Source organism: Halovibrio sp. HP20-59 (genome assembly GCF_033052795.2).
Classification (GTDB): Bacteria; Pseudomonadota; Gammaproteobacteria; order Pseudomonadales; family Halomonadaceae; genus Vreelandella.
In genome coordinates this window covers 138,957-165,329 of sequence record NZ_JAWJUW020000007.1, presented here as the reverse complement: position 1 = coordinate 165,329, position 26,373 = coordinate 138,957, and the positions used below count along the sequence as shown (strand labels likewise).

The following is a 26,373-nucleotide window of genomic DNA, read 5'->3' as shown; positions in this document are numbered from 1 at the left end:
AGCTTAAGAATTATGAGGAATCTCGATTTTCCGATAACGACCCAAAGCGGACACGCCAGCAAAGACGGCAGGCACGTTCAGCCGAGATCACGCCGTATGGGTCTAATACCTGCTGGACGTCAAAGCTTCGTACCACGGCTATCGAACTGAAACGATTGGTCATACCTATCTCGAACACTAGGAAAGATTGGGCGCGCAATGTACTTGTCACGAATAAAAATTGAAAACTTCAGGAATTTCTCGGATCTAGATGTCGCGCTTGACGGCAATATTGTTGTGGTCGGTGAAAACCGTGTCGGCAAAAGCAACCTTCTCTACGCGATCCGCCTAATATTCGATCCCACACTCCCTGACAGCGCCCGCCAACTCGGACTGGAGGACTTCTGGGACGGGTTAGGAGAACCGGACGAAGATGACAAGATCGTTGTGGCCGTCGAAATCAAGGACTTCGACGACGACTTAGATATCCTTGCGGAAATGACGGATTTCCGCCTTGATGACGACCCGGAGACGGTACGCCTCACTTACGAGTTCCGGCCCAGAGGCGATCTGGAAGGCTCGCCGGCGTCAGAGGATGACTATGAGTTCGTCTGCTACGGGGGAGAGAGCGACACGAAGACGTTCGGGCACGCGCAGCGACGACGGATTACGATGGAGGTGCTTCCTGCGCTCAGAGACGCGGAGGGCGATCTTGCAACCTGGCGCCGGTCGCCGTTGCGGCCGCTAATCGAAAGCGCGTTCCGTGGCGTCGAGCGCAACGAGCTTGAGGAGATAAAGGACGCGGTTCAAGCAGCGACAGCCCGACTTGGCGATTTTGAGGCTGTGAAGGAGCTGGAGGAGAAGCTCGGCACGCGCTTCGCCGAGATGAGTGGCCCAAAACAGGACATCAAACCCCGGCTAGGGTTTGGCGCTACAGAGGCCACGCGGCTCTATCGCAACATAAGATTACTGATTGATGACGGTCAGAGAGCGATCAACGATGCCAGCCTTGGTTCTGCAAATATTGTTTTCCTCACCCTCAAGAGCCTCGAACTGCAACGCCAGATGAATGAGAACTTGCGGGATCACACACTCCTGGCGATCGAGGAGCCGGAAGCTCATTTGCACCCGCATTTGCAACGGTCTGTCTACCGGGATCTCTTCGAAGATATTGGTGAGAGTACCCCTCTCTCGATCCTGCTGACTACGCACTCGCCGCATATTGCCAGCGTTGCGCCGCTACGCTCTCTAGTGCTGCTTAAAGAGACAGCCAACGACGGGGCTGTCGGGCATTCCACGGCAAGCATCTCCCTTTCTGAAGCCGATGAAGAGGATCTTGCCCGCTACCTTGATGTCACAAGAGCGGAGATGATGTTCGCCCGCGGCATCATCCTGGTCGAAGGCGACGCCGAGAAGTTCCTGCTGCCAGTGCTTGCTGAAACAATTGGTCATCCGCTTGATCACGCCGGCATTACGGTTTGCTCTGTCGCCGGCACGAACTTTAAGCCCTACGCGAAGTTTCTGACCGCACTTGATATCCCCTTCTCGATTGTCACTGACTGGGATCCCGTTGAAGGTAAAAAGCCTCTTGCCATGAACCGTGCTTTGAAACTCATCGCGGCTATGGAGCATGAGAGGACCGGCGAGGTGCCCGTCGAGGTGGTGAATGAGCTCAAAGAACTCGCTAAGAACGCGAATGATTTCAGCGACAGATGCGAGAACTTTGGCGTCTTCACAAACACGCATACCCTTGAAGTTGATCTTTTCAAAGATGAGGACTTTACAGCCGAAATTATTGCGGTATTGAGGGAACAGAAATGGAGTCAGGAACGACGAAACTGGATCGACGGCTGGGAAGTAGACCGGGATACTCTGGATGTCGAGAACTATCTCAAGCTGATCGAATCCGTTGGCAAGGGTCGCTTTGCGCAGCGCCTTGCCTCCCGCATAGAGGGCATCGAACCGCCGACCTATATAAAGCGCGCCATTGAGTTTGTAGCAGACCGTGTCTGAGCGAGCGCTTTATCTGCAGGCAGCAGAATCACTGCGCCGTAATCCTGGCCAGTGGGCGGCCTACGATTCCCTCGGCCATTGCGTTGTCCTTGCAGGACCGGGCAGCGGCAAAACAAAGACGCTGACGGTAAAGCTCGCACGCCTCCTAGCTGAGGATGTCCAGGAACCGCGCGGCGTCGCGTGCATCACTTACAACAATGAATGCGCGAGGGAACTTGAAAGCCGGTTGGCGGCCCTCGGTATCGAACCTGGAGGTCGTGTCTTCATTGGCACAGTCCATTCGTTCTCGCTGACTCAGATCGTATTGCCATACGCAAAGGTGGCGGGGCTCGGCCTTCCTGACGAGTTCAGCGTCGCGACGCAAAGTGAGCGGGCCAGCGCGCTTGAACGCGCCTACAGAAGCGTCATCGACGGCCCTGATAACCCGCAGACGTGGGACTTCAGAATGGGTAATTACCGCCGAGCGATCCTGAACCGAAATAGTCCCCAGTGGCGTGAGCGCGACCCTGTATTGGCGGCCCTTGTTGAGGCCTTTGAGGACGAGTTGCGGGCCATGGCGCGCATCGATTTTGACGACATGCCTCTGCTGGCATTGCGGGCGCTGCGCGCCAATGAGTGGCTTCAACGCGCGCTTCTTGCGAAGTATCCGGTTTTGGTCGTCGACGAGTATCAAGACTTGGGCCGTGCGTTGCACCGCATGGTTTTGGGGTTCTGCTTTAGTGCCGGGATGCGCCTGTTCGCCGTTGGTGACCCGGATCAGTCGATCTACGGGTTCAATGGGGCACGCCCGGACCTGCTTCAGCAACTTTCACGACGTGACGATGTTGAGACTGTCCACCTACGTTTGAACTATCGTTGCGGGTCCCGGATCGTGACCGGCTCGCGTTACGCTCTCGGCGAGGATCGCGACTATGAAGCTGCTGAAGGGGCGAATGAAGGAACGATACACTTCCATCCCCGAACAGGGAACCGCGACCAACAGGCAGACGACCTCTTTTCGTCGCTGCTTCCCGATATTAGGGAGCGCCTGCCCGATTTGCGGCTCGCGGATATCGCAATTCTTTACCCGTCGGCACCTATAGGCGATGCGGTGGCGAGCGCCGCGCAGAACTACGGTCTGCCGACGATAAGAACTGATAAGAATTCTCTTTACCCTCGCTCTAGTCGCCTGATGCGCTGGCTGGAACAATGTGCCGAGTGGTGTTGCGGAGGTTGGCGTACCGGCACGCCGCGGTTCAGGACCCTGATGAATGATGGGCAGCGCATTTTTTCAGAATCCTTGACTGCGGAAGGTGATGTCCTTTTATTTCAGCGGCGGCTGCTAAAGACGCTATGGGAACGACGGGACAGTACCGTTCTACTCCATTGGTGGCTTAACGAAATGCGACGGGAAGCGATAGCGGAACTGATCGAGGGGTGCCGCACGTTGCAGGACGAGGGTGAGACCCTCGGTGCTTTTATCGATCGTGCCGCTCCCGATGGCGATTGCGCAGAAATGACTTTGGAGCAGTTTGCAGGAAGGAGTGAGGGCAAGAACTGTATTAGCCTTTCAACGCTCCATAGTGCGAAGGGCCGTGAATTCGTGGTTGTTATCATGTTCGGTATGAACGATGGAACCATCCCATGGCATAACCAAAGTAACCAGCGTCTCGTCGAGTGGCGGCGACTATTCTATGTGGGTTTTACGCGCGCCAAACAGGAACTGCATATCATGTACGCGGCGAATATGCCATCGCCATTTGTCAAGGAAGTCGAAGAGCGACTGAACGCTGATGGATAGTTTAGAGGCCAGGGTAGCTACGAGGGTCCGATCTAGTATCCGAGCATGGTACCTGAACGACCCATAGCGGATGCCGGAGATTTAAAATCGGGAAGAAAAGGATACCGATTATATAGTGAGTACTATTGAGCCAGTTTATGTTTAAAAAAGTAAATGGTGAAACCTGAAGCAGCTTTAAGTCGTCGTGTGGTAGGTGCTAGTTGTACATGCTTTGTTTCATTTTTTTGGGTAAGGAGTGCGGATATGATTGATTTTCTGAAGGTAGCGGTCAAAGCAGGATTTGGCTTAGCTGCAATAGCGGCCGCGACATTCTGGTCAATTCACGAAGGATTTATACAGGCTAATTTATTTTCTCAAATGAGAGCTGAGCAAACTTTGGCAGCATTTAAATGGTCTTCTGGGATTGCGGGTCTGTTACTTCTTGTCACTATTTTCCTTTCGTTTTCATCAAAATCCACAGGCAAAACAATTACATCTGATAACGGTGGTATTTCTGTCGATAACTCCGGATTTCTTAATAAGTTTAATATTTTTAAGAAAAACAAGGGTGACAAATAATGGCAGGTAAAGACATAAAGGCGGATAGAGGGGGCCTCGCTTATGATGGTTCTGGAGTTGGAAACAAACCAACGTTTAATATAAATCAAACTGCAAAGTATCGTTCTCTACTTAATCCACTTTTAGAAAAAATAATAGATAATTATGACCAAAAACCGAAAAAATCAGATGATAACGAACTGCCGGATCCTATGGAAAAGATTGAGTTTAATGACGTTAAAGTTTTTGGTGAAGAGATCAATGAATGCATAAGTTTTTTATCTGTTGTTGAAGAGCAGGTCGACGCTATTGATGATGAGGAACCAGGATCAAAGGATAAGTTTCTTAAAGCTATACACCAAAACTACAAAAATCATAGAAGAAACTTATTAATAAGCAATAAGGCTGATCCGTCAAAAAAAGAAGATGTTATTAGTTTGGTCCGCTCTAACGCGGATAACCTCATACTGAGTGTGTCTAATACAGTTATAGGTTTTGCTGAAGTTGATTTACATCACTGTCCGGTTGAAGACGTCCAAGGGGCAACTAGCTTGATTGTTTGCTATGGATTCGTTAATTGCAAAATATTGGAAAGACCCGATGATTATAAGTAACTTATCAGCACCCTATAAGAGCCTTTATGTCATTGGTGCAAATATACTATTTGTATTGCGCTCCTTAGAGAATATGTCTGTCGACCCCTTAGAACTATTTGAGAAATTCAAAATCTCAAATGAAAACGTCTCGCTCGCTTATTTCAACTTTGGTTTGGATTGGCTGTATATGGTCGGCGCTATTGAGCTAACAGAGTCAGGTGATATTAAATTATGCAGCTAATTAAATTGCAGATTCTGGACGGTAAATCCGTTAGGCGAGAGATTAAATTCCAAGATGGTATAAACATTATTACCAACTCGGAAGCATCAGGAAATCATATTGGTAAGAGTACCGCGTTACGGGTAATTAACTTTTGTCTTGGATCTGATGGTGAAAATATATGGAACGATCCTGATTCAAGAACTACAAGCGATTCAATAAGAAAGTTCGTTACAAGTGGGAATGTAACATTTGTTTTGTACATGAATATAAATGGCACTTCTTATTGTATAAAAAGGCGAATCGTTGAAGCTCATCAGAAAACTCGCACTGTACTTAAGCGGTATAGCTGGATTAATGGCAATGAATACGATACCAATGATAAATTTCAAGAAGCCTTGGCTCCATTACTAGGTTTTAGCATTGAGAGCCCTACTTATAGCGCAATAAAGAATCGTTTTGTCAGAATAGACAAAACTACTTCTCATGGCACGTATCGTTATTTAAACGTTCATACGTCAGATGCATCCTATATTTCTTACTATTCATACATATTTGGATTTGCAGGGCACAGTGAACTTTCAAGGGAAATACAGCTGAGTAAGGAGAAAAAGGAGAGCGAATCTCGCATAGCCATGCTACTAAATGGTAAGACTGAACAAGATTATAAAGACAATCTTAAGTCTATAGATGACGATATTGAGATATTGAATCAAAAAGAAGATGCATATGATTTTAAAGATGCACAAAATGAGGGAATTACACGCCTCAAGCACCAGAGAAAGCTAATAGCACAGGTTACAAGTGAAATCGCGCGCTTGGAAATTAGAATGAATTATGCTCGACGAACAATAGCCAACTATGCTTCCAAACAGTCCGATCTCGACGTCAATATGATTGAAGCCATCTATGCGGAGGCGAAATCACTAGTACCTAATCTGAGCAAATCTCTAGAAGAGGTTATCAATTTTCACGACTTGGTAATACGAAAAAAATCAGAGTATGTTAATCAACAGCTCGCTGAATACACACTAGACAGGGAAAGCAAACAGGCGGAGCTAGAGGCTCTTTTAAGAGAAGAAAAATATTTGATAAAGGCTATTTTCACTGAATCACATTTAGGTGGCTTTATTGTTATTGAGAAGGAATTGCAGGATAAAAGAGAGGAACGGGGAAGAACAAGTATGATTGTAGACGAAATCGCATCTGAAGCGAGGAAGATTAAGAAGTTAGAATTGACAATTACAAAGCTAAGGCAGAACAACCAAGCGCACATGTCACAACTAAAAACTAATGTCGATGTATTTAATAAAGAATGCAAGGAATATACACGCGCTTTATTCAAGAGTTTTGCTCTGAGTGTAAATGTTGACACCAATAGCGCCACTAATGAACTTGAGTTTTCTATAGTTAACCAAGAGAAGGTTGCCGGTGATGGGGCGCCGCGTGCAGCTGCGCTAGCATTTGATATGGCATTTGTAGAATACGTAAAAAAAGTAAAAGCAAAATTACCTCAGTTCACACTGCAAGATCATCTAGAAGCGGCAGATCCAGATAAAATAGCTACTTTAGCTCGCATAGCTAATAAAAAGAAAATCCAAGTAGTGATGGCTATATTAAGTGATAAATTGCAGTCACTTGATCAAAAGTTTATTGATGATAATACAGTATTATGGTTAAAGCAGTCAGACAAATTTTTTAAGATCTGATAAAGTACATTTATCATCCTTACTCTCAATAGTTTGAATCGTCCCCAAAGATTTGAGGGTTTTAGCTAAATTTGGGAGTCCGCTATTGGCCGAATGAGGATCTTTAGTCTATGCTGATTAATAGTGGTAAGCGACTGTGGACACAAGCATCCCTGCCAAAAAAGATAATCGGCTTAATTAACAGCCTAAATGAGGGAGCACATAATGAATAAGAAAACAACGAGCAAGGGCGTATCTAAAAGCGCATCTCAGACACTCACCAGTAAATCCACTGGCAAGTCATCCAAGTCAGCCTCTGGGAGCGCACTCTCTCAGACAGGAACGCCAAAGCGTCAAACCTCTCCTAAGGCCGCTTCCGCTGCTTCAAAGACTCTTAGCGATGGTCGCACTAGCAAGGCTTCGAAATCCGCTGCAGGCAGTACGTTGGCGCAGACGCCAAAGAAGAAAGGAAAATAATTTCAATTTATAAATCGCCCTAATCGAGCTCCTTCGGAGTCGGATGAGGTCTGCGCTAATAGTCAGGCAAATAGGGGGCGCCATGAAGTTGTCTAGTAAAGATCATGTAAGAGCTTGTGAGCTAATTGAACATTGCAAAAAATATCAAGGTGAATATATTCCAGGTGATCATGGCTCGGGAAGTTGGGCAACAACATACTCAAACCAATTCATAGAAGCATCTGCTGAAATATGTGCAATATTCAAAAGGTCTGGCTCTAACTTGCCAGTGTTCACACTTTCTCAATATTTTAAAAATGCAGGGATTCGCTCTTGTCGTGGCTCAGTAATGAATATAGATAAAGTTGAGTACCTCTATAAAACTCACTTAAAGAGCAAGGTTGAAAAATACAAGTGACTAATGAGTAGTAAAATTAACTCGAGTCCGAAAAGGCTGCTCTAGGATTTTTGCATTCGGCTATTTACAGTATTTCATCACCTTGAGCTGATGTTAAGCTTGTGGCCGAAACAGGAATGTTCGTGCATAAGTGTTATCGATCCAAAGCGGTCATTCTTGGATATTTAGGCTAATTATAACTAATAATGATGTATGCCAATAGCTTAGAGTTATTTTTAGACTGCATTTGTCGGATAAACATGCAGTCACGTTTATCTAATCATAAGATGGGCAGTCTAATACTTGTTATACAGAATAGGAGGGAGTGGGAAATGTTTGAAAATTTAAGTAAAGCCCTAAAAGACTTAAGTTCAGTTTCTGTTCCTATAGAAGAGGACAAAAAAGGGTTTATTGATAAGCAGTGCCCAAATGAGGACTGTGAATTCTTATTCAAAGTCGATCATGAAGACTGGTCTAACCTATTCAAAGACGAAGCCGTTTGGTGCCCCTTATGTAGACATGAAGCTCCGGCAAATCAGTGGTTCACTAAAGGGCAAGTTGAACATAGTCTTGGTGAAGCAAAGAGGGTTGTTGAAAACACCATTCATAATGCATTGGTATCTGGCGCTGATAATTTTAATAGAAAGCAAAGCAAGTATAAGTTTCTGTCAGTTTCCATAAAAGTTTCAGGCGGAAAGAAAAGCACTTATGCGCTGCCAGCAGAAGCAGTTGATAAGATGGAGCTCGAAATTGAATGTGAGAGCTGCGCTGCGCATTTCTCAGTAATTGGAAATGCCTTCTTTTGCCCATGTTGTGGGGAAAACTCGGTCACTCAAAACTACTCTGACGCTATCCGTAAAATAAGAAGCAAGAAAGAAAATATTGGAGTTATAAAAAAAGCATTAACGGATGTAGCGGGATTAGATGAGGCTGAAGTCACATGCCGATCTATACTAGAAAGCTGTATTTTAGATGGCGTCACTGCGTTTCAGAAATATTGTGAGGGGCTTTATTTAAAATATGACGTGCCGCCCTTTAATGCCTTCCAGCGTTTAGACCAAGGAAGCCGGCTTTGGCAAGATGCTATTGGCCGTGGATACCATGATTGGCTTAACCATCAAGAGCTTGTCTCACTTAATACTCTATTTCAGAAGAGACATTTGCTGGCACACAATGATGGAATCGTGGATTCCCGATATATCGAAAAGTCAAACGATGAATCTTATGTGGTCGGTCAAAGGGTCGTTGTAAAAAATGGTGATGTCGATTCATTGCTAAGTTGCCTTGTAAAGCTCGGAGACGGATTAATTGATGCAGTTAAGTCCGTATAACAATCGCAAGCACTCGGATCAATTTCCGCTGCGCCGAAACTTGCCCGGTGTTGCGGGCGTTGAAGCGCTATAGTAGTGGCTACTAAAAGGCCGCTTCTGGCCGAAAACTGAAGTAAGCAGGAATAGGTGTGAGCTCTTCGTAACGTTTAGCACCTTTTTACGTAACAGCAGTCCTTACAAATAGACTTTATTTAAATCGAAAACACGGAACTTTCCAAGCGTCCTGATAAACATGCAACAAGGGGGGAGCGGTTATCCCACTGAATGCAGGAATCAAAGGCTGTTCCACCGTCGATATGGTACAACCCGATAAAAATCCTCTCTGTGATTCCTTCTGGGAGTCTAATCCCATCCATACTGCTGTTGAGCATGTAACCCTTAAAGCAGCCCTCGAACTCTTTCATACGATCTCCTTAGTCATTCCTACCCAGTGCAGGTCTCATCAATGGTAGGACGCAGAGTGACACTTGGAGTGAGGAAGTGCTGGATGGCCGCAACCAGTCGATAGGCTACAGTATAACTCATGGGCAATACACACTAGGGGCTGGGTGTTTACGCTGCCGTGCGGTCGAGCATTGACCAAACGTGTGGATTCGCATCCCTGCCATCACCCTCGACCCCTTGAGCTGGTCGATTGAGTGAGGCGCCAGCCCAGAGAGCCACTGCAGCAGACCGGGTCACACCGGCAGTGCAATGAATGACGAGTTTTACCGGCCGTCGATCGCTGGCCCACTGCCGTATCCAGCCAGAAATCCTCTGAGCATCCTCAAGCGTCATGGGCTCTTCGCAGCCGAAGCCCTCACCGGGAACAACATCATCGAACTGCATTAAGAGAACATCAGCCCACCCCTTTGCCAAGCGAGTTGAACGCTCATCGACCCCACGAATGGACAGGACTACTGTGTCGGCGCTTGCTTGCCGACGCTCGATGTCACGTCGACTTGTATATTCGATGCTAATGATCATTGGATTTCTCATTCTGCTTGGTTAGGGCATGTAGTGCTTGCTGGCGAACTCGTCCCGCGAGGTGAATCCTCATCGCGTACTCAGATGCCGCGGAGCGGGATCGCTTTCATGAAGTCTGGCGATTGATATGCTGCTGAGTATCGATCACTAAAGCCTGAGCTGCAGCGACATATCACAGGAGGGTTTCAGGCTCGGGGTACTTAGGGTGCGCGTTATCCCATGACAGGCGAACGTACGTCTCATAAATCACGGACGACCGAGTAAAGGGGGTATCTAGGTAGTGTGTCACCAGTGCCTCGCCGGCCTGGACCACCACTTTGCTGCAAGTGATTCCCCCCTGTTGTCCCCTGCTCATGAATGGCTGGTTAAAGGGAGATAGGGCCGGTTATGACACAGAACGAGAAAGCCCCAACTAGCGAACTAGAAGGGGCTTGAAGGTAAAACGTGAATCTGATCAGCCGAAGGCTGCAGATTTGCTGTGCATGACAGCTTCCCCTGGAGCAAAAAGCCACAGGGATGCCTTGAGGAGGTTATCAGGACTGCTGACGTAAGCGCCCTCGCGTGATAGCCGAAAAGCCCGCGGGCCTTGTCGAAACAACCTGACAACCAACCTAAAAGGTTATCGTGATTAGCAATTTCCGTTTCCCATACCGTTCAATGAACGGCCTCGCCAATAAGATAGGGGCATGGGTGACATCTGGGAAGTTAATATCGTAAAAAAAAATCCACAAACGACAATCTCAGTCAGTTGAGGGGAGGCTGTATTGGCAGGGTTTGGCTGCCTTGATCTTGTGTTGAGCTGCCGTTAGCAGAATCAATTTCACAGGTGGTGAGAGCCCCCGGGGCGAGCGCCCAAAGGTATCGCTTCAATGTCTCGCGATCGGTAATCGCAAGGTTCAGCCATGGCTCGGTCCCTGCGGCGCCCGCCTGAGTACAATGTCTATTTCAATACTTCTCTTTTATCTATCTTGGCTAGGCTGCATTACTGATAAGCTAGGTAGCTTGGGGGTTGGTTGAAATCGATTGTGACATCCCAGTCCGGTAGATCCTCGCACTGACCGACAAGCTGGCGACCGCTTTCTCCCGGTAAGTCGATGCGAACGTCAATGTGTCCTAACTGTCTTCTGCATCGCATCTGCTCATGAACGATCGAGAAGGGGGCCACCCATTGGCCATGAGGGTCTGGACGAAGTTTCATCCAATAATATTCGATAGGCTTCATCCTGACGCCTTGCGGTACTGAGTTAACCCCAAAGCACGATAATCTATTCAAGAGAAAATTCACGTTGTCGAGACGACGACGATTCAGCCCGTTGCTGATGATCCCTTCCCCAACGAGTTGTGACAACGCGATTAAGGCTCTAAGCGTAGCTTCATCTAGCGGTGGAAGTGGCATACCATCTCTACCATGGCCCGATAAGGTGAGGGGGATTTCCACAAACTGAGCTTGTCGATGAATCAGGCTATGGCGATACTCTATTGTAGACACGTAACAAGTCAGAATTCCCACCCAGGTGCAGGTTTCCTCGGTTAGGATCTCGCCGTTCAACGTCCCGCTCATTGCGATACGAGCCTTTTCCTTAATTGGCCAGAGCTTGGCTTCCCGCTGGGGTTTTATACCTTGTTTCGCCAGCGCAAGCTCGATCGTAAGATCGAGCACCTTCCAGGCTGCTCCAAACGCCAATGGCAAGATAGCTGCACGTAGGCTGTCCTCCCGATTGGCTTGAATGTGGCTCGCCCCGTTCTGTATAACGTTTTTTCCTCCGTCAATGAGTGGACGTATATCGATGTAGCTTCCAGATGCCTGGGCTGTAAGGGGTAAATACCGGTCAAGGGCAAAACGTTCAAAGGCAGTCTCTGCCTCGTACTCATTAATGTTAGTGATCATTAGTAGAGCCTATTACAAGCAACTGTTTAAACTTAATCAGTTGGATGTGTCACCTAACTTACTTAGATAGGCAACCGTTTGGCGATTCAGCCTTACCCAACTATCCTCGATTTCAACAGGGACTTCGATCCAAGTGAGGCGCAAACGATCGGCTACTTTCGCCAAGGCCTCGTATTCTGCAACTCCCAGGCAGCGTAACATCGTACCTTTCCCTGGATAATAAGATGTTTCAGGATACTCTCTGAAAATTAGCTTCGGGTTGTATTCAGTTCCAGAACGGTCGTGTTTCCCACTGAAAGGGAATCCCTATTGACTGAGGTGTGATGCCGGCTTTTGAGAGCGTCGCAACTGGCAATGTTCTCATAACTGTCTTGAAGCGATCCTGCCAAGTTGTTGATGGATCGATCGCTTTCAAAAGTGCTTGGAGCGCGACGGTCCGGGAAAAGAAAAATCCTTGATCAGGGTTGCCTGGAAACTCGGAGTGGATAGCATTCGCGCTTTGAGGGCTGTCAGCGCCGACATTATTATTCCAGACCCTGCTATGGTGGGCACAATTATTACGCAGCATGGTTGTGCTTTTGAGCCACGACACAATGACCTTTTCATCGTAGCCAAACTGTGTAGCCACTCGCCTCCGATGTTCGCGATCAAGACTGGCAAGCAACCGCGACATTTGGCCAATGCTTAACTCCTCCAAGATTGTCCAGATCGGCGGATAAGGCGGCGTATGGTAAGTGTGGTAATAGTGCTTAATGGGGTTGGTAAGTCTCAATCCCAAGACGTTCTTCATGAAATTGCGGTGCGCTTCCATGTCCTTGAAATGTTTGGTTTTGAGATAGAAGTGGGGGCCGCAGTCTTTGTCATTGGCCATAGCGTTAACTATGGCGGATCTAAACGCGACTTCTACTTGTTCAATAGCGTCAAGGAGCACTAGCCGAAGACTACGATCGAACTCGTAAAGCGCAAGAATATCGTCAAACCTTACACCCGGATAAAAACGTTTTTGATCATCCTGCAGCGGCCGCGTATAAATGAGCAGCCGGTAATACCCGACAAACTGAAGGGCATTAAGTGCTTGTGATTGCTGACCTTTGGTGATGAGACCCTTGGCGCGAAGGTGGCGAAGATGGGCGTGAGAGGATTTTGCGGGTTTTGTGAAGTTTAGTTGTGGTTGCAGTTGTAGCCCCATACATTCTTTTACCACTAAAAAAACTAACCCCCTGGTGCGCAGTCAGAACGAATCCTGTGAGGCGTGGGGGTTATTCTTGTCTTAAATAATAGGCTTCTACTGTACTCGTGTCAATCTAGGCTGTTTCCTATGCCGAATGGGCACCCGGAATAGGGAGAACCTTGGTCGGTACAAGTCCACTTGCAGTAGTAGACCTTTACTGTGCCCGTGCCAACCAAAGCTGTTTCTTATCTGTAATGGGTACTCGGCCGAAGGTGAACCTTGGCCAGGACAAGTCTAATTGATGTAGTACGCTTTGACTGGGTAGTAAAAGGCAGCTATAGGGGGAATGTTGCACCGGAATCCAACGTATAGCCTGTTTATAATTCACCGAATTTCACATGTATGGTTGGCAGTACTTTAACTACCCACCAAGATGAATATAGAAAAACCACTTGAAATTATCTTAATAAACTTAATAAGCGCCCACAGGGGGAAGCATGATTCTCGACGCTATCGATGGCTGGGACGATTACCCACGCCGCATTTTTGACCGTGAAACTACTATACGAGGTATTGCCGAGTGGATTGATGCCGAAAGCAGTGTCATGCCTTACTCGGTCTTGCATTGTGATGGCGTTCGTTTTCGCGTGGCTGTGCGCGATTATAAAGAGCAAGACTTGATCTTGGCGGCCGATGAGTACGGGCATCGTTCAGCAGCAGGGGCTTTGGGCGCTTTCGGCGAGCTGATTGACACGGCAAAACGTCGAATGGAAGGAAAAGAGTCCTGGCCAGAAGGCCCGGCGCTAGATGAAATTAGGCTCTACCAGAAAGAGCGTGAAGACGAAAAGCTCAACACTATGGCCACGTTATTTATCCAGCGCGAACCCCATATCGTCAATGAAATAGAATACGGCGCTCAGCCGGGCCAACTCGATCTGGACGCTGCATCGCTGCCAGAATGCTTGTGGGATGAATTTGAAGCAGAAGGAGAGGCGTTTAAGCTCGTCTTAGAGGAAGAAATTTACCACCGCGTGAATAAGAAGTAACACGCTGCGAAGAATTGCCAGCCGGGTTTCTCTACATCCAGATGGCATGACACAACATCAAACACCAAAAGTCCGGCCCTATACGACGTTTTTTTAACCTGTTAAAAGAATATAGATAACACCTATGTCGACGGGTGTCGAAATGCAGGCCTAGTGTTTTAATAGGAGTAGGGCTTTTAGCGAAGCTGCTGGTTAATCCTAGTCAGACAAAAAACCGATGAGGTAGCACCGTGATTGAGTGCGAAGGCATGAAGGATGATGAGACGCCATGTGCGCGAGAAGCAGTTCACAATATAACAGCTGTGGTGTTCGGCCAGGAACGCCAATTATTCCTTTGTCATGACTGCGTGCCCAAATATGTAGAGGAAGAAGACGACCTCTAATTAGGTGCTATTACCTGCTACGTTCGCATGAATGGGTAAGCAGATTTTTCATAATGGCCAATATTTAAACCTTGATACCCGGCAATAAGCCGGGTTTTTGCGTCTCAATTAGCGAGGCTAATTGGATACAAAAAACCCAACGTCGCGGTGCGTTGGGTTTTTCCGAATTAATATCTTACTAATTCAAACAGCTGCAAATCTTTCAATATGGTTCTGTTCTTTATGCTCGGCGTGCCATAGCTCATAGTTTGCCTGCATCGTTAGCCAGTGCTTGGCATTGCCAATTCCGCCATGCTCTAACTTAACGGCCAAATCGGGGGAAATAGCGGCATGCTCATGTAATACGCGTGAAACTGCTGCACGAGACATGCCTAACTTTTTGGAAAATTCAGTGACGTTCAGCCCCAGCGCTGGCACGATCCGACGGCGCAATAAGCTACCTGGGTGCGGCGGGTTCATCATGGTCATGTTTCAGTTCTCTCTCTCTACACAAATTGTGTATCGCATATTTGAGGTGTTGCATTCATGGCTACGTCTGCGAGGCCATCTTTCTCGGTGGCCCTTGATAACCGTACCGAGCCGGTTATCAAGGAACGCCGGGGTTAGTGGTAGTCTAAATAGTCAACAAGGTGTACATCTTCCCCATCAAACGTAAATATCACTACCCAATTACCGTTTACATGCACCGAAAAAAAGCCTTTTCTATCACCCTTCAAACTATGAAAATCAAATCCTGGCAAATTCATATCGTTTGGCTTAGTGGCTGCGTCCAGTGCAGCAAGTATGCCTCTTAAATCGTCTACATGGTTTGGTTGTACTCCTTGGGATTCTCCCTTCTCATAAAGACGTTTAAGCCCTTTGTGTTTGATCTTCTGTATCATCGCATTGCTTTGCTCCCTTGTTGTGAAACGCCCTCGAAGTGTAGCGCGTAACGCTACACGCGTCAATGACAGCTGAGGTAGAAACTGCTTAAAGGTGGCATGGCTGACAGTACAGGAGCAGTTGTTCCGCCAACTAGATTGGCCCCGATTGAGGTGAAAAAACGGGTGTGCTCATTAACGTGCTTCTCTCTCACTCCTACAGTAAAACAGGTTTTAAGAGGGGGGTGGTGCTGTAAAGGGTCGATCTCAAGGCGATCTCCAGCGGCTATACCATGCTCATTGAAGTAGCCGGCATTTACCTCCAGGGCCATCCAGAAGCTCGTGCCAGCTGGATAACGCGGACAGGCTCCTTTTTCGGTCGTGCAGGGGTCCATGCTGGTGATTGATTGGATCTCTCCGACATGGTCGAGGAAGGCAATATCAAGCGGTATACGAGTTTGGTACATCCAGAAAGCATGATCGGCTGTCTGCTCCTCATCATAGACGAAGAGCATGCCAGCATCGGGAGCCAGTGAGTCACGCTCCATTAGGCCGTTGCGACGCTGGCGCGAGGTAGATACCACCTCAAGCACGAGCGAATACCGGCCTTCCTTAGCGTGCAAGACACCAGAGGAAAATGCAGTGGCCTGTCGAAGAATCATCCCGGTGATTAGTGCAGTGCCAATCAAGAAAAGGGCCAAAATGCCGATAATTTGCGGGGTAGTGGGCCGATCGAATCTCACAAGCCTTTGTTGACGCCGTGACATTATCACCTGGGCTCCAGAATAAAATCAGAATATCACTCCAAGATAGAGCCGAGGGTGACCGTAACGTTTAGGCTTTGGGGGGACATATTATGCTGGCAACCACATTACTGATCCGCTGGCTGCGCCATGCTTGCTGGGCCAGCCCAGCAGTCGTGCAGCACGCTATTGAATTTTCGCACTTAGCAGCCCAGGTAACGCTCCCAGCCGCTAGCACCAGCGAACTCGGCATCATCCAATGGCACCGATGGCCGCTTTGCTTAGGGGGTGATATTGCCTACTGGCGACCAGGGCGAACGGGGCTGCAATGTCAGCGCCTGCCTTATCCAGCGGCCGCTGGACTCACAACGACCACCTACGATGATAACTTCAGCTGCTCGATCAGAGGCATCATCTCCCTGGCGTCTGGAAAAGGCGATCTCGTCGGCTACGCCACTCTCGACTCCTGTGCTATCGGCGAATGTCGCGAATTGGTTCACAACAATCGTGCCAGCATCGAACCTTTGCTCAACTGGCATGAACTCCGCTTCCATGGCGGCGCTGGCACTGAAGAATCAATGGAAGGTTTCAGCTGGCGGCCCTGGGGATACCATCTAAACAACCAGGGCGGCGCCCATCACTTCGCTGCAGCTCGTCTGATTGCTGGCTTCTTCGATCCTGAGCTGCGCATAGAAGCTCCCTTGACCAAGCATGCACTGAACCCCGAGGTCACCCACGTTATTCTCAGCGCCTTCGACATCTTTTGCGAGCCAGAGCAGCACACGATGAACGAGGCGTTTATGAAGCGTATGGAGGCTGCGCAGATCCCATTCGCCATCTGTTCAGCACCCCCGCCGTGGCAGGATGGCCATCACCTTTTACTGTTGTCCTGTGAGAACAGTAAAGCCATGGGCGTAGCCAATATATTCCGAGCTTACGGCTGGCTCGATGTCGGCGACCTCTTACGCAAACAGGCGAAACAACAATAGACAACAACTGGGCACATTCATTGGACAGGGCTGACTTCAGCTGGTGTTATTGCGGCAGCGCGTAGTAGCTAGAAGAACCACCAGGCTGTTAGAGGGCTTTGAAAGTACATTGATAAGCAACGCATAAGGAGAATGAACTTGGCAAAGATTAAACACGACGCAGAGGCGTTTCACGCCGAGATAGCTATGCGCGTTTACGATGAATCTGTGACCGACGCTATTGACGTTATCACTCGTGATGGTGAGCCAGAAACCCTGCTGGCAGTGGTGCGAAGCCTTGTTGATTTTAACGTGTATTACAGCAATCAGAAAAACTATAAGACGTACCAACACGCCTATGCTGCTATCGGTGCTGCAATTGATAAGGCGAACCCAGAGCATCAGCCACTAAACAAACACTGGAATAAATGAATCTTAATAGGGAAATAATATTTATCACTTTGCCTAGGTATAGAAAAAGCCCCTGCCAGCCAGTGGAAGGGGCTTAGAATAGATCCTCTTCGTCACACTTCAGTGCTACCGAAAGTGGATGCTACCAACGTTGTGATGATCGCATTAGCTCTTTCTACGCTAGTGATGGAAGAGCTCAATCAACAACACACGACGAATATTAAGGGTTTGACGGTAGCCAAGCCGTTGTTCTCCAAAGGGCTGAAAAAACGCTCTGCCTTGTCTTTATCGACATTCACGACGAATGAAGTGTCAGTTCTTCATAAACACTGTTGATATTGTCGTCTTCTTTATTACTCGGTTCCGGCTTCGGATACAGAGGTTCGATAAGCCCGTTGGATAATGCTAGTAAATCGCTAAGCTGTTCGTAATCGAAGCTAACGCCATCTACATTGCGTTGCTCAAGGCGTGAAATGGCATCTGATATAGCGGTCATGGTGTGATCCTCCACCCCTAAAGGAGGTAATGCCTGTACCAGCGGCTGTCCGTTGTCCCAACCGATTTTAATAGGTTGGTTGATGATATTGACCTGGGTGCCCGCCGGTATGCGGTCAAAAATTGATTCAATATCGTCAGGCAACATGCGTATACAGCCACGGCTTGCACGCATGCCAATGCCATCGGGCTGGTTGGTACCGTGAATCAAATAGCCATCGAAGCCTAAGATAATGGCGTGGTCTCCCAGCGGGTTATCGGGGCCGGGCGGGACAACACTTGGCGCGGTTTCGCCGCGTGCTTCAGCTTCACGTTTTACCGACTCAGGCGGGTACCATGCGGGGTTTTTAATGTTCATGGTGGTCTCGGTCACACCGAGAGGGGTATCAAACCCTTCGCGACCGATGCCGATAGGATAGGTCTCAACGCGCGGTGTCTCACCTTTATTGACATCTGGATAGTAGTAAAGCCGCAGCTCGGCGATATTGATTACGATCCCAGTTCGCTCGACATTCGGCAGAATAAAACGTCCGGGAATAGTCACTTCCGTGCCCACCCCTGGAACCCAGATGCTGACCTCTGGATTTGCACGGGTCATCTCCAAATAGCCAAGGTTGTGACGCTTGGCAATATCTATCAAGGTATCGTCGTAATCCTTCACGGTGAAGGTGTCAGCCTCTCCGATAATATTGCCTTCCTCAGGTAGCGGGTAATGCCCCTTGGGCCATTCCGTCTCCTGGGTAGTGGCGGGTTGTGCCGCCATGGCGACAGGGAGCCATGCCAGAGACGAAACCATCACACTCATGATGAAGCCCATCTGCATTGGCCATGGGAGGAGTCTCTTAAGTATTGCTGCGTTATTTACCGAGAGCATCGCTAGGTTCCTTTTTCATCTAATGCGTCGTTTTTTGATCGAGATAAGTTGAGTTGTAATCCGAGCAGCGTCAGCAAGGCAGCGAGTATCCAAGAGGGGCCACTACCGGTGCGTGTGAAAGGAGTTAGGCCCTGCATCGGGGTCACTTCGCCAGTTAAACTGGCCTGTTCAAACTGTGGGGCACGGGCTGTGACGTGACCTTGTGAATCGATGATGGCCGTCACGCCATTACTGGTAGCTCGAATTAGGTGACGACCATTTTCTAAGGCACGTAGACGCGCCATTTGAAGATGTTGGTGTGGGCCAATGGAACGCCCAAACCACGTATCGTTGGAAACCGTTAATAGCAGCTCGGCATTACGCGCCTGTTGGGCGACATGGTCGGCGAAAATGATCTCGTAACAGATGGCAGTGCCAATGGTGGTTCCAGCCACGTGTAACGGAGCCTGTCCGTCTGACCCTGGGGTCAGGCGGGGTGCTGGCAAGTCGAAAAAAGCAAGGGTGTCAGCGAGGAGGCTTTGGAATGGCAAATACTCGCCAAAGGGTACTAAGTGCGCTTTCTGGTATTCGCCTTGCACATCATTTAGCCCTATGACGCTGTTATAAGAGCGCCCTTCACTGTCGCGTTGCAAAATGCCGGTCAACAAGGAGGTGTTAGGCCCCAGGTCGGACGCTACTTGCTCCAGTATTCGCTGTGCTTCCTGCTCAAGCATGGGAAGGGCTGCCTCGGGCCAAACGATGAGATCGATGTCCCTTGCTTGCTCTTGTGTCATCGTTGTGTAGATATTGACCGCCTCGCGCTGCCCTTGGGCAGTCCACTTAATGCGCTGGTCAAGATTCCCTTGCAGCAATGCCACCCGGATGGGCTTGCCAGCAGGGGTTGTCCATTGGGCGGGCAATAGGAATGGAACGATCCACAAGGCGGCCATTGGGACAAGGAAAACCCAGCGGCGACGCAGAACCTCTACCCCTAACGTACCTGTCAGCGCGGTCATGAGTGACAGCAAGTACACACCACCAACGGGCGCCCATGGGGCTAGTGGAGAATCAATCTGAGAGGTGCCGAGCAATAACCAGGGAAAGCCGGTGAGCAACCAAGTGCGTAGCCATTCGCTCACCACCCACATACCGGCAAAGCTAAGAAAGGCGAACCGTGGCCCCGTGATGCGTCGATAGAGCCCAAAGGGGATTGCAAAGAAGAGCGCCAGGACGCTGACAAAAAGAGTGGTGAGGAACATCGCCACCAAGGCCCCGGTGCCACCGAAGTCGTGAATAGCAACGAAGACCCACGATGTGCCAGAACCGAACAGGCCTACCCCATAGCACCACCCACGCAGGGTGGCCATGGCAGGCGTTAGCGACGCTATCTTCCAATAGACCAGTGCCACGGCCACTGGGCCAAGCCACCATAGGGAAAAGGGGGCGGCACTCAAGGTGGTCAGCACCCCAGCGGCTAGCGCTACAACGCAATCGACTGTTGGTGAGAGTCGCCCAGCCACAAACGTATATTTTTTTTCTTGATCGACTGAGTCCATACCGTTACTCAGAGCGCTTAAAAGCAGGACTTTCACGCCATAACGCCACTGCGAACATCAATACACCGGCAAATAGCGCGATATCGGCCATGTTAAAGGCGGGCCAATGCCATTCGCTCCAGTAAACGTCCAGATAGTCGACGACGTACCCACGCGCTAACCGATCAACGGTATTGCCGAGTGCGCCGCCAAGAATCAGACTGTACGCACAGGCTTCCAAGCGCGGCAGGGGTTTGCATAGCTGCACGAGCAATACGACGACCACCACCAACGCTAAACCAAGAAAGAGGTAGCGCTGCCAACCACCTGCCTCCGCGAGAAAGCTAAAAGCGGCTCCTGTATTACCGGTGTATACCCAGTTAAAAAACGGCGTTAGCGGAATGACTTGGCCAAACGACATCTGGGCATGCACGATTTCTTTGACCAGTTGATCGGCTAGAGCCAACACGCAAGCAAATGTGAACCATGGCCAACGTCGTGAAGGGCTGTCGTGTTGCGCTGTTCTCATGACGTTGTTGTTCCTTGTGACAGGCCTGTCAATGCGGTACTGGGCGAAAAGCGATAACCCAGCAGTCGCATGGCGTTCAACGTCACCAGGACGGTAGCACCGGTATCGGCCATCACCGCAATCCACATACCGGTAATACCCAGCGCTGTGGTGACCAGGAAAATGGCTTTTAAGCCAAGGGCGAGAACAACGTTGGTTTTCACATTGCGTAGCGTGGCACGAGAGAGGTCTATCAGCTCAGCGATGCCGGTAACGCGGTTCTTGAGCAAGGCTGCATCGGCGGTTTCCAACGCCACATCCGTGCCGCCACCCATCGCGATACCCACATCGGCTGCCGCGAGTGCCGGTGCATCGTTGATGCCATCGCCTACTTTACCGATGGGGCCACGACCTGTCGCTTGCCAGTCTCGAACATACGCTGCCTTGTCTTCAGGCATTAGTTCGCCGTACGCTTCAATGCCTAAGCGACCCCCAGTGGCAGCGACGGTGCGGGCATTATCACCGCTGAGCATGACCGCCTGTACGCCTAAACGGGATAGCGCCGCTAGGCCTTCAAGGGCATCTTCGCGTGGCTCATCGCGAACAGCGATCAAGCCCAACAAACGCTCGCCTTCGACGAGGAGAGCGAGGCTCTTACCGGCTTCTTCTAACGCGATAATCCGAGCACTGAGACTTTCCTCCAGGATGACTTTCTCGTGAAGGTGACGAGGCGTCATTAAGCTCAGCTCGCGACCCTCCACCTGGCCTGAGACACCGCGCCCCGCCAGAGCGCGGCTGCCGGTGGCGGTGGGGAGGTTTAGGCCCGATTGTCGGGCATGCTCAACGATAGCCGTGGCGATAGGGTGACTGGAATCTCGCTCTATCGCGGCGGCGAGCCGCAATACGCTGTTATCGTCTTCCTCAGCGATCCAAGACTCCACATCTGTGACTCTTGGAGTACCCGCAGTGAGGGTGCCCGTTTTATCTAATGCCACCAAGCGAAGCTTACCTAACTGTTCAAGAACGGCTCCCCCTTTGATCAATAGGCCGCGCCGAGCGCCCGCCGAGAGGCCTGCGGCGATGGCGGCTGGGGTGGAAATGACTAACGCGCAGGGGCATGCGATTAACAGCAATGCTAACGCACGGTAAATCGACTCCGACCATGCCATGGTCGATACCAGCGGTGGCACTATCGCCATCAGGAGGGCGAGTAAGACGACGGCGGGCATATAGTAATACGCAAAACGATCAATAAAGCGTGCTATCGGTGCCTTGGCGGCCTGTGCTTCTTCAACCAGGCGAATAACGCGTGCGATCGTATTGTCATCAGCGCCTCGTGTTACCTCCACCTCCAGGGCGGCATCAAGATTCACTGTGCCAGCAAAAATGTCATCACCAGGCGCTCGCGAACGGGGTATGGACTCGCCGTTTACCGGCGACTCGTCAATGTCGGAGGTGCCCACCAGGATGCGTCCATCGCAGGGAACGCGATCACCGGGCCGCACCAGCACACGCTGGCCGGGTTTAAGTGACTCCGCCGAGACGTCACGCAGATGGCCATTGTCCATCAGCCTCGCCGTTGAGGGTGCTAAATTTGCCAAGGCTGAGATACTGCGGCGCGCCCGTGAAGCAGCTACCCCTTCGAGTAGCTCACCTACGGCGAACAAGAACACGACCATCGCAGCTTCAGCGGCAGCATTGATGGCCAATGCGCCAAGCGCAGCGATGCACATCAGCATCTCGATGGTAAAGGGGTTGCGCATTTTGAGGGCGCCCCAGGCACTCTGCGCAATGGGCATTAAGCCGACCAGCGTGGCCAGAATGAACGGCACATTACCCAGCGCAGGCCATGCTAAACGAAGCGCGAAGGCTACGATCAGCAGATTTCCTGTGATAATGACCAAGCGCCCTTTAGCGGTTTGCCACCAAGGGGATGAAGAACCAGATGCGCGTGTTTGGCCATCAGGGGAAGTCACTTGATAGCCTAGTTCGTTCAGAATGCCCTCAATGGTCTTTCGCGAGGGGGCCCCGTGATCATGGTGATGAATCTTCACCGATCCCGTGACCGAGCTTGCCGTGACTTCCTCAATGCCGTCCAGCCGCTCTAGCGCCGACACGACCTTGCGCTCACAACCGCCGCAGTCCATGCCTTCAACACGCAGCGTCAAAAAGGTAGTCGCTGTCGCCTGCGTTGATGTTTTCATGGTGCCTCTTCTCTCAATGGGCTATGGTTTTGAAGTGTAAACCTTGTAGCAACTATAGCTTCAAGCCCTACGTAAGGAGTTTTACCATGTCGATGATGGGGCAAAGTATCAGCATTGGTGAGTTAGCACGACGAGCCGATTGCAAACCTGAAACGGTTCGTTATTACGAGCGTATTGGGCTGCTGCGCGATGCAACACGAACCGGCGGAGGGCAGCGCCGCTATGGAGACGACGCTGTGCGGCGTTTGACCTTCATTCGTCATGCCCGAGACTTTGGCTTTTCGGTGGAGTCAGTGCGAGAGCTTTTGGCCATGTCAGATCAGCCTGATATGCCTTGCCAAGAAGTCGATGCCATCGCCACGCATCACCTAAAGAAAGTGGAGTCCCGCCTTCAGCGACTGTCCGCACTGCGTGAGGAGCTTCAACGGATGGTCACGCAGTGTGCCGGTGGCAAAGTGGGAAGCTGCCGAATCATTGAGGTCATCAGTGATCATCAGCTCTGTATCACTGAAAAATCGCACGGAGGGGCTCACGACTTGGGTTAGAACTAACGCTACGCCCCACGCCCAATGGTTAGCCCAGAGAAACATCCAAAAACAGCATGAGTACCAATCCGATGGAAAGGCCCAGCGTGGCCTTTTTTTGTGCCCGCTCCGATGAGTTCCGGGAATAATCTCATGACTGATCACATACAGCATCGCTCCCGCCGCAAAGGCCAATCCCCAGGGAAGCAACGCTTGTGACATGCTGACGACCCCAGCGCCTAATAAGCCACCCAATGGCTCAACAAGCCCCGTAAGGGTGGCAATCGTCCATGACCGCCAACGTGAATAGCCCACGCTTGGCATTCTTGCACATCAACCCATTCGGCGGGACTGACCTGGGGGGAAAGTGAATATTTCTGTCCACGATTAGGTGCACCGTAAACAGGGGCTGCTTCGTGGGTCAGCACGACAGGGGCTTTATTGGAGAGCTGTACATTAGCCTTGTGACACAACCCCTTCCAAGCCTGCCGATACCAGAACGAACAGGACAAAGCCGCCTATGAAGGCCAGCGGCGAGACGTGGGTATCTTCTCCGCTCTCATGAGCCTCGGATATCATGTCCTCGATGGCAGCGACCGTGAGAAGGCCTGCCGTGAACGTCAATGCCGCTAGCTTGAACGCTTCCGGTAGGTCCCTGAGCACGAAATAAGCGAAGATGGCTGCCGAGAGTACGGGAACCGCCAAGGAGGCAGAGATCAGCAAGCGCTTGCTGCGGGGAATTCCTTTGTCTTTCATGTTGGCGATCATCGCAAACCCCTCAGGGCCATCCGCGAGCACCTGCCCCGCCGCCAGGATTATCGCGACCGACGGTGAGACCGCCGACCCCGCCCCGATCAGGAGGCCATCGCTGAACAGGTCGATGGACACGGCGATATAGATCATCCAGACACTCGTCTGACTGCCTTCTTTCTGCTGACCTTGCCGCTTCTGGAGACTCTCAACGAGCTTCTCAAGGCCTACGTAAACAATGCCACCCAGCGCGAAAGCGAGGGCGATTAGCCAGGCTGAAAGGCTCTCCAGCACACGTGGCATGATTTCCACCGCCACCACCGCAATGACGAGGCCGGCAGCACCGTGAAGGGCGTAATTGAGACGGCGCCCTGTCGTTCGGGAGGCCTCCGCAGCAAGCCCGCCACTGAAGTTTCCCAACGCGGGCAACAGCGCCAAGCCGAGTACCAGCCAAATACTATCCATCATCTTCCTTCCTTGGTAGATTCCTAGATACGCTGCCTTACTAGTTCCGGACCTCACGCTACTCGTAGTCGTTCAGGCCTAGCGCACTTGTACAGCCACTTCGATTAAGTGTCCCAGGCATCGATAGCTGCATACCGTGCAGCCTTATGCCTTGAGCGCTAGGATGCGCCGGGCGCCGTTGAGGACGATCAGACCCACGATGGTACCGATAATCAGGTCAGGGTAGCTAGACCCCGTCCAGGCGACCAAGGCACCGGCGGTGATGACACCCATATTGATCAGCACATCATTGGCCGAGAATATCCAGCTTGCCTTCATATGTGCGCCGCCCTCGCGGTGCTTGGATATCAATAGCAGACAACCGGTATTGGCGATCAACGCGACGAAGGCGATGGCCATCATCATCAGCGATTCAGGCTCACTACCGAATACAAAACGTCGCAACACTTCGACGAGCACGCCGATAGCCAAAATCAGTTGCAGTACCCCAGCCAGATGCGCGGCACGTATCTGCATCTTCGCACTGTGCCCTACGGCATAGAGGGCCAGGCCATAGACAGCTGCATCGGCAAACATGTCCAGGGAATCAGCGATCAAGCCGGTAGACTGGGCGATCAGGCCAGCAGTCATTTCCACCACGAACATGAGCGCATTGATGCCGAGCAACACGCGCAGGGTGCCAGACTCCTGCGTCGCAGAAGCCGCCGAGCTCTCAGCGGCCCTAATTGTCTCTGGGTCGGCAATGACAGTTTCCTGAAGAGAAGCACCTAGCCCCAAGGTTGCCAGTTTTGCGGTAATGGGCTCAGCCTCACCATCATGCAAGACCTCCAACCGGCGGTTCGACAAGTCAAATGACAGCGTTTGAATCTCATCAAAGCCATTCAGCGCCAAGCGGATCATCCGTTCTTCTGAAGGACAATCCATCTTCGGCACGGCATACACACTGACATACTTCCCTGACGCTTCGGAGAAGACCGGCATATCGGTATCCGTTGCAGACGTTGCGTCGCAGCCACATGGGCCTCCACCGGTTTTACGCACGGTACGGCTCCAGTTAGCCAACATAGTTTGTCATCATTTAAAACTATATAGTCACTATAAGGTCAATAAGACAGATGATCCGTTAAGGAGTAAGCCTGATGCGCATTGGTCAGTTAGCCCAGATAGCGGGTATCGACACGCAGACGATCCGCTTCTATGAAAAACAGGGCCTGTTGCCGCTGCCAGACCGCCAGCAGAATGGTTACCGCATTTATAACGAGAAGCATGGTGAGCGGCTTGCCTTTATCCGTCACTGTCGAATCCTTGATCTGTCACTGACAGAGATTCGCGAGCTACAACGCTATCAGGACGACCCTCACCAGCCGTGTACTGCCGTCAACGCAATGCTTGATGAGCACATCTCTCATGTGCAATCGCAGATAACCGCTCTGCAAACGCTTGAGAAACATCTCGTTTCACTGCGAGCATGTTGCAATGATGATCGAGAAATTGAAGCGTGTGGCGTTCTTGCCGGAATTAGCGAAGGAAATATGTACTCACAGTAGGCTCAAGCATCAACCAGATATTCCGATGAGAGGTCGGTTTGCCTCACTCTCATGCAACG

The 26,373-nt window shown here is 50.4% G+C and carries 26 protein-coding genes and 1 pseudogene; 13 read left to right on the top strand and 14 right to left on the bottom strand.

Annotated elements, in window-relative coordinates; genetic code table 11:
• The first annotated feature begins 198 nt into the window (after positions 1–198).
• The 8 genes from RZA33_RS10655 to RZA33_RS10620 all read left to right on the top strand — a co-directional run bounded on the left by RZA33_RS10655 (position 199) and on the right by RZA33_RS10620 (position 8,997).
• Positions 199–1,992 (top strand): ATP-dependent nuclease, encoded by a 1,794-nt coding sequence (locus RZA33_RS10655; protein ID WP_317507710.1) that lies wholly within the window; start codon positions 199–201, stop codon positions 1,990–1,992.
• Complete coding sequence (locus tag RZA33_RS10650; RefSeq protein ID WP_317507709.1) at positions 1,985–3,772, top strand: ATP-dependent helicase; 1,788 nt, start codon at positions 1,985–1,987, stop codon at positions 3,770–3,772. Before RZA33_RS10655 ends, RZA33_RS10650 begins: the two co-directional genes overlap by 8 nt.
• A gap of 243 nt (positions 3,773–4,015) precedes the next feature.
• Entirely contained in the window at positions 4,016–4,330 is a 315-nt protein-coding gene (locus RZA33_RS10645; protein WP_317507708.1) for a hypothetical protein, read from the top strand.
• Positions 4,330–4,923 carry a hypothetical protein gene (locus tag RZA33_RS10640; RefSeq protein WP_317507707.1) on the top strand — a complete coding sequence of 198 codons (594 nt, stop codon included), beginning with the start codon at positions 4,330–4,332 and terminating at the stop codon, positions 4,921–4,923. Before RZA33_RS10645 ends, RZA33_RS10640 begins: the two co-directional genes overlap by 1 nt.
• The gene (locus RZA33_RS10635; RefSeq protein ID WP_322976196.1) at positions 4,874–5,146 is read left to right on the top strand and encodes an ABC-three component system middle component 6; all 273 of its coding nucleotides are present in this window, start codon (positions 4,874–4,876) and stop codon (positions 5,144–5,146) included. The genes RZA33_RS10640 and RZA33_RS10635 overlap by 50 nt, the downstream gene beginning before the upstream one ends.
• Positions 5,137–6,834, top strand: a complete 1,698-nt coding sequence (locus RZA33_RS10630; RefSeq protein ID WP_317507706.1) for a DUF2326 domain-containing protein — start codon at positions 5,137–5,139, stop codon at positions 6,832–6,834. The genes RZA33_RS10635 and RZA33_RS10630 overlap by 10 nt, the downstream gene beginning before the upstream one ends.
• 538 nt (positions 6,835–7,372) lie before the next feature.
• Positions 7,373–7,687 (top strand): hypothetical protein, encoded by a 315-nt coding sequence (locus RZA33_RS10625; RefSeq protein ID WP_317507705.1) that lies wholly within the window; start codon positions 7,373–7,375, stop codon positions 7,685–7,687.
• Positions 7,688–7,998: 311 nt separating this feature from the next.
• Complete coding sequence (locus RZA33_RS10620; RefSeq protein ID WP_317507704.1) at positions 7,999–8,997, top strand: hypothetical protein; 999 nt, start codon at positions 7,999–8,001, stop codon at positions 8,995–8,997.
• 191 nt (positions 8,998–9,188) lie between these two features.
• Here the strand turns inward: RZA33_RS10620 and RZA33_RS10615 are convergent, their stop codons facing one another.
• The 4 genes from RZA33_RS10615 to RZA33_RS10600 form a co-directional block, all read right to left on the bottom strand.
• Entirely contained in the window at positions 9,189–9,401 is a 213-nt protein-coding gene (locus RZA33_RS10615) for a hypothetical protein (RefSeq protein WP_317507703.1), read from the bottom strand.
• A 148-nt stretch (positions 9,402–9,549) separates the two neighbouring features.
• Complete coding sequence (locus tag RZA33_RS10610; protein ID WP_317507702.1) at positions 9,550–9,963, bottom strand: hypothetical protein; 414 nt, start codon at positions 9,961–9,963, stop codon at positions 9,550–9,552.
• Between the two features lie 982 nt (positions 9,964–10,945).
• Complete coding sequence (locus RZA33_RS10605) at positions 10,946–11,851, bottom strand: hypothetical protein (RefSeq protein WP_317507701.1); 906 nt, start codon at positions 11,849–11,851, stop codon at positions 10,946–10,948.
• 265 nt (positions 11,852–12,116) lie between these two features.
• Positions 12,117–13,040, bottom strand: coding sequence for an Abi family protein (locus RZA33_RS10600; protein WP_101146624.1), 924 nt, complete (start codon positions 13,038–13,040; stop codon positions 12,117–12,119).
• 479 nt (positions 13,041–13,519) lie between these two features.
• Here RZA33_RS10600 and RZA33_RS10595 point away from each other — a divergent pair, with 479 nt between their 5' ends.
• Positions 13,520–14,068: a hypothetical protein gene (locus RZA33_RS10595; RefSeq protein WP_101146623.1), complete on the top strand. Its 549-nt coding sequence runs from the start codon at positions 13,520–13,522 to the stop codon at positions 14,066–14,068.
• Between the two features lie 566 nt (positions 14,069–14,634).
• On the opposite strand, the gene RZA33_RS10590 is transcribed toward RZA33_RS10595, so the two are convergent.
• From RZA33_RS10590 to RZA33_RS10580, 3 genes are all read right to left on the bottom strand, one after another.
• The gene (locus tag RZA33_RS10590; protein WP_035561890.1) at positions 14,635–14,913 is read right to left on the bottom strand and encodes a HigA family addiction module antitoxin; all 279 of its coding nucleotides are present in this window, start codon (positions 14,911–14,913) and stop codon (positions 14,635–14,637) included.
• A gap of 140 nt (positions 14,914–15,053) precedes the next feature.
• Positions 15,054–15,332: a type II toxin-antitoxin system RelE/ParE family toxin gene (locus RZA33_RS10585; protein WP_101146622.1), complete on the bottom strand. Its 279-nt coding sequence runs from the start codon at positions 15,330–15,332 to the stop codon at positions 15,054–15,056.
• Between the two features lie 62 nt (positions 15,333–15,394).
• Positions 15,395–16,078: a DUF192 domain-containing protein gene (locus RZA33_RS10580; RefSeq protein WP_273195913.1), complete on the bottom strand. Its 684-nt coding sequence runs from the start codon at positions 16,076–16,078 to the stop codon at positions 15,395–15,397.
• An 89-nt stretch (positions 16,079–16,167) separates the two neighbouring features.
• Between RZA33_RS10580 and RZA33_RS10575 the strand changes: the two genes are divergently transcribed.
• Complete coding sequence (locus RZA33_RS10575) at positions 16,168–17,043, top strand: DUF6685 family protein (protein WP_317507700.1); 876 nt, start codon at positions 16,168–16,170, stop codon at positions 17,041–17,043.
• Between the two features lie 138 nt (positions 17,044–17,181).
• Complete coding sequence (locus RZA33_RS10570) at positions 17,182–17,454, top strand: hypothetical protein (protein ID WP_127062892.1); 273 nt, start codon at positions 17,182–17,184, stop codon at positions 17,452–17,454.
• A 274-nt stretch (positions 17,455–17,728) separates the two neighbouring features.
• Here RZA33_RS10570 and RZA33_RS10565 read toward each other — a convergent pair whose 3' ends face one another.
• Genes RZA33_RS10565 through RZA33_RS10550 form a run of 4 tightly spaced genes read right to left on the bottom strand, consistent with a single transcriptional unit; the run spans position 17,729 to position 23,028 of the window.
• Positions 17,729–18,751, bottom strand: coding sequence for a L,D-transpeptidase family protein (locus tag RZA33_RS10565; protein ID WP_416337861.1), 1,023 nt, complete (start codon positions 18,749–18,751; stop codon positions 17,729–17,731).
• A 53-nt stretch (positions 18,752–18,804) separates the two neighbouring features.
• Positions 18,805–20,337 (bottom strand): apolipoprotein N-acyltransferase, encoded by a 1,533-nt coding sequence (lnt, locus tag RZA33_RS10560; protein WP_273195917.1) that lies wholly within the window; start codon positions 20,335–20,337, stop codon positions 18,805–18,807.
• A gap of 4 nt (positions 20,338–20,341) precedes the next feature.
• Complete coding sequence (gene lspA / locus RZA33_RS10555) at positions 20,342–20,845, bottom strand: signal peptidase II (RefSeq protein ID WP_035556057.1); 504 nt, start codon at positions 20,843–20,845, stop codon at positions 20,342–20,344.
• Entirely contained in the window at positions 20,842–23,028 is a 2,187-nt protein-coding gene (locus tag RZA33_RS10550; protein WP_317507699.1) for a heavy metal translocating P-type ATPase, read from the bottom strand. The genes lspA and RZA33_RS10550 overlap by 4 nt, the downstream gene beginning before the upstream one ends.
• Positions 23,029–23,114: 86 nt before the next feature.
• Between RZA33_RS10550 and RZA33_RS10545 the strand changes: the two genes are divergently transcribed.
• Positions 23,115–23,573: a MerR family transcriptional regulator gene (locus tag RZA33_RS10545; RefSeq protein ID WP_101146562.1), complete on the top strand. Its 459-nt coding sequence runs from the start codon at positions 23,115–23,117 to the stop codon at positions 23,571–23,573.
• Positions 23,574–23,601: 28 nt separating this feature from the next.
• On the opposite strand, the pseudogene RZA33_RS10540 reads toward RZA33_RS10545, so the two are convergent.
• The 3 genes and pseudogenes from RZA33_RS10540 to RZA33_RS10530 form a co-directional block, all read right to left on the bottom strand.
• Positions 23,602–23,864 (bottom strand): annotated as a pseudogene (locus tag RZA33_RS10540) (ZIP family metal transporter); the annotation flags it as partial.
• Positions 23,865–24,008: 144 nt separating this feature from the next.
• A complete protein-coding gene (locus tag RZA33_RS10535; RefSeq protein WP_232774881.1) occupies positions 24,009–24,770 on the bottom strand; it encodes a ZIP family metal transporter in 762 nt (253 codons plus the stop codon).
• Positions 24,771–24,911: 141 nt separating this feature from the next.
• Entirely contained in the window at positions 24,912–25,808 is an 897-nt protein-coding gene (locus RZA33_RS10530) for a cation transporter (protein WP_101146565.1), read from the bottom strand.
• 98 nt (positions 25,809–25,906) lie between these two features.
• Between RZA33_RS10530 and cadR the strand changes: the two genes are divergently transcribed.
• Positions 25,907–26,314: a Cd(II)/Pb(II)-responsive transcriptional regulator gene (gene cadR / locus RZA33_RS10525; protein WP_101146561.1), complete on the top strand. Its 408-nt coding sequence runs from the start codon at positions 25,907–25,909 to the stop codon at positions 26,312–26,314.
• The last annotated feature ends 59 nt before the right edge of the window (positions 26,315–26,373 follow it).

Excerpts from the sequence above, each read along its gene's own strand:
- RZA33_RS10655 (WP_317507710.1), top strand. The coding sequence starts at position 199 with ATGTACTTGTCACGAATAAAAATTGAAAACTTCAGGAATTTCTCGGAT.
- RZA33_RS10645 (WP_317507708.1), top strand. The coding sequence starts at position 4,016 with ATGATTGATTTTCTGAAGGTAGCGGTCAAAGCAGGATTTGGCTTAGCT.
- RZA33_RS10640 (WP_317507707.1), top strand. The coding sequence starts at position 4,330 with ATGGCAGGTAAAGACATAAAGGCGGATAGAGGGGGCCTCGCTTATGAT.
- RZA33_RS10635 (WP_322976196.1), top strand. The coding sequence starts at position 4,874 with ATGGATTCGTTAATTGCAAAATATTGGAAAGACCCGATGATTATAAGT.
- RZA33_RS10630 (WP_317507706.1), top strand. The coding sequence starts at position 5,137 with ATGCAGCTAATTAAATTGCAGATTCTGGACGGTAAATCCGTTAGGCGA.
- RZA33_RS10625 (WP_317507705.1), top strand. The coding sequence starts at position 7,373 with ATGAAGTTGTCTAGTAAAGATCATGTAAGAGCTTGTGAGCTAATTGAA.
- RZA33_RS10620 (WP_317507704.1), top strand. The coding sequence starts at position 7,999 with ATGTTTGAAAATTTAAGTAAAGCCCTAAAAGACTTAAGTTCAGTTTCT.
- RZA33_RS10615 (WP_317507703.1), bottom strand. The coding sequence starts at position 9,401 with ATGAAAGAGTTCGAGGGCTGCTTTAAGGGTTACATGCTCAACAGCAGT.
- RZA33_RS10610 (WP_317507702.1), bottom strand. The coding sequence starts at position 9,963 with ATGATCATTAGCATCGAATATACAAGTCGACGTGACATCGAGCGTCGG.
- RZA33_RS10605 (WP_317507701.1), bottom strand. The coding sequence starts at position 11,851 with ATGATCACTAACATTAATGAGTACGAGGCAGAGACTGCCTTTGAACGT.
- RZA33_RS10600 (WP_101146624.1), bottom strand. The coding sequence starts at position 13,040 with ATGGGGCTACAACTGCAACCACAACTAAACTTCACAAAACCCGCAAAA.
- RZA33_RS10595 (WP_101146623.1), top strand. The coding sequence starts at position 13,520 with ATGATTCTCGACGCTATCGATGGCTGGGACGATTACCCACGCCGCATT.
- RZA33_RS10590 (WP_035561890.1), bottom strand. The coding sequence starts at position 14,913 with ATGATGAACCCGCCGCACCCAGGTAGCTTATTGCGCCGTCGGATCGTG.
- RZA33_RS10585 (WP_101146622.1), bottom strand. The coding sequence starts at position 15,332 with ATGATACAGAAGATCAAACACAAAGGGCTTAAACGTCTTTATGAGAAG.
- RZA33_RS10580 (WP_273195913.1), bottom strand. The coding sequence starts at position 16,078 with ATGTCACGGCGTCAACAAAGGCTTGTGAGATTCGATCGGCCCACTACC.
- RZA33_RS10575 (WP_317507700.1), top strand. The coding sequence starts at position 16,168 with ATGCTGGCAACCACATTACTGATCCGCTGGCTGCGCCATGCTTGCTGG.
- RZA33_RS10565 (WP_416337861.1), bottom strand. The coding sequence starts at position 18,751 with ATGCAGATGGGCTTCATCATGAGTGTGATGGTTTCGTCTCTGGCATGG.
- lnt (WP_273195917.1), bottom strand. The coding sequence starts at position 20,337 with ATGGACTCAGTCGATCAAGAAAAAAAATATACGTTTGTGGCTGGGCGA.
- lspA (WP_035556057.1), bottom strand. The coding sequence starts at position 20,845 with ATGAGAACAGCGCAACACGACAGCCCTTCACGACGTTGGCCATGGTTC.
- RZA33_RS10550 (WP_317507699.1), bottom strand. The coding sequence starts at position 23,028 with ATGAAAACATCAACGCAGGCGACAGCGACTACCTTTTTGACGCTGCGT.
- RZA33_RS10545 (WP_101146562.1), top strand. The coding sequence starts at position 23,115 with ATGTCGATGATGGGGCAAAGTATCAGCATTGGTGAGTTAGCACGACGA.
- RZA33_RS10535 (WP_232774881.1), bottom strand. The coding sequence starts at position 24,770 with ATGATGGATAGTATTTGGCTGGTACTCGGCTTGGCGCTGTTGCCCGCG.
- cadR (WP_101146561.1), top strand. The coding sequence starts at position 25,907 with ATGCGCATTGGTCAGTTAGCCCAGATAGCGGGTATCGACACGCAGACG.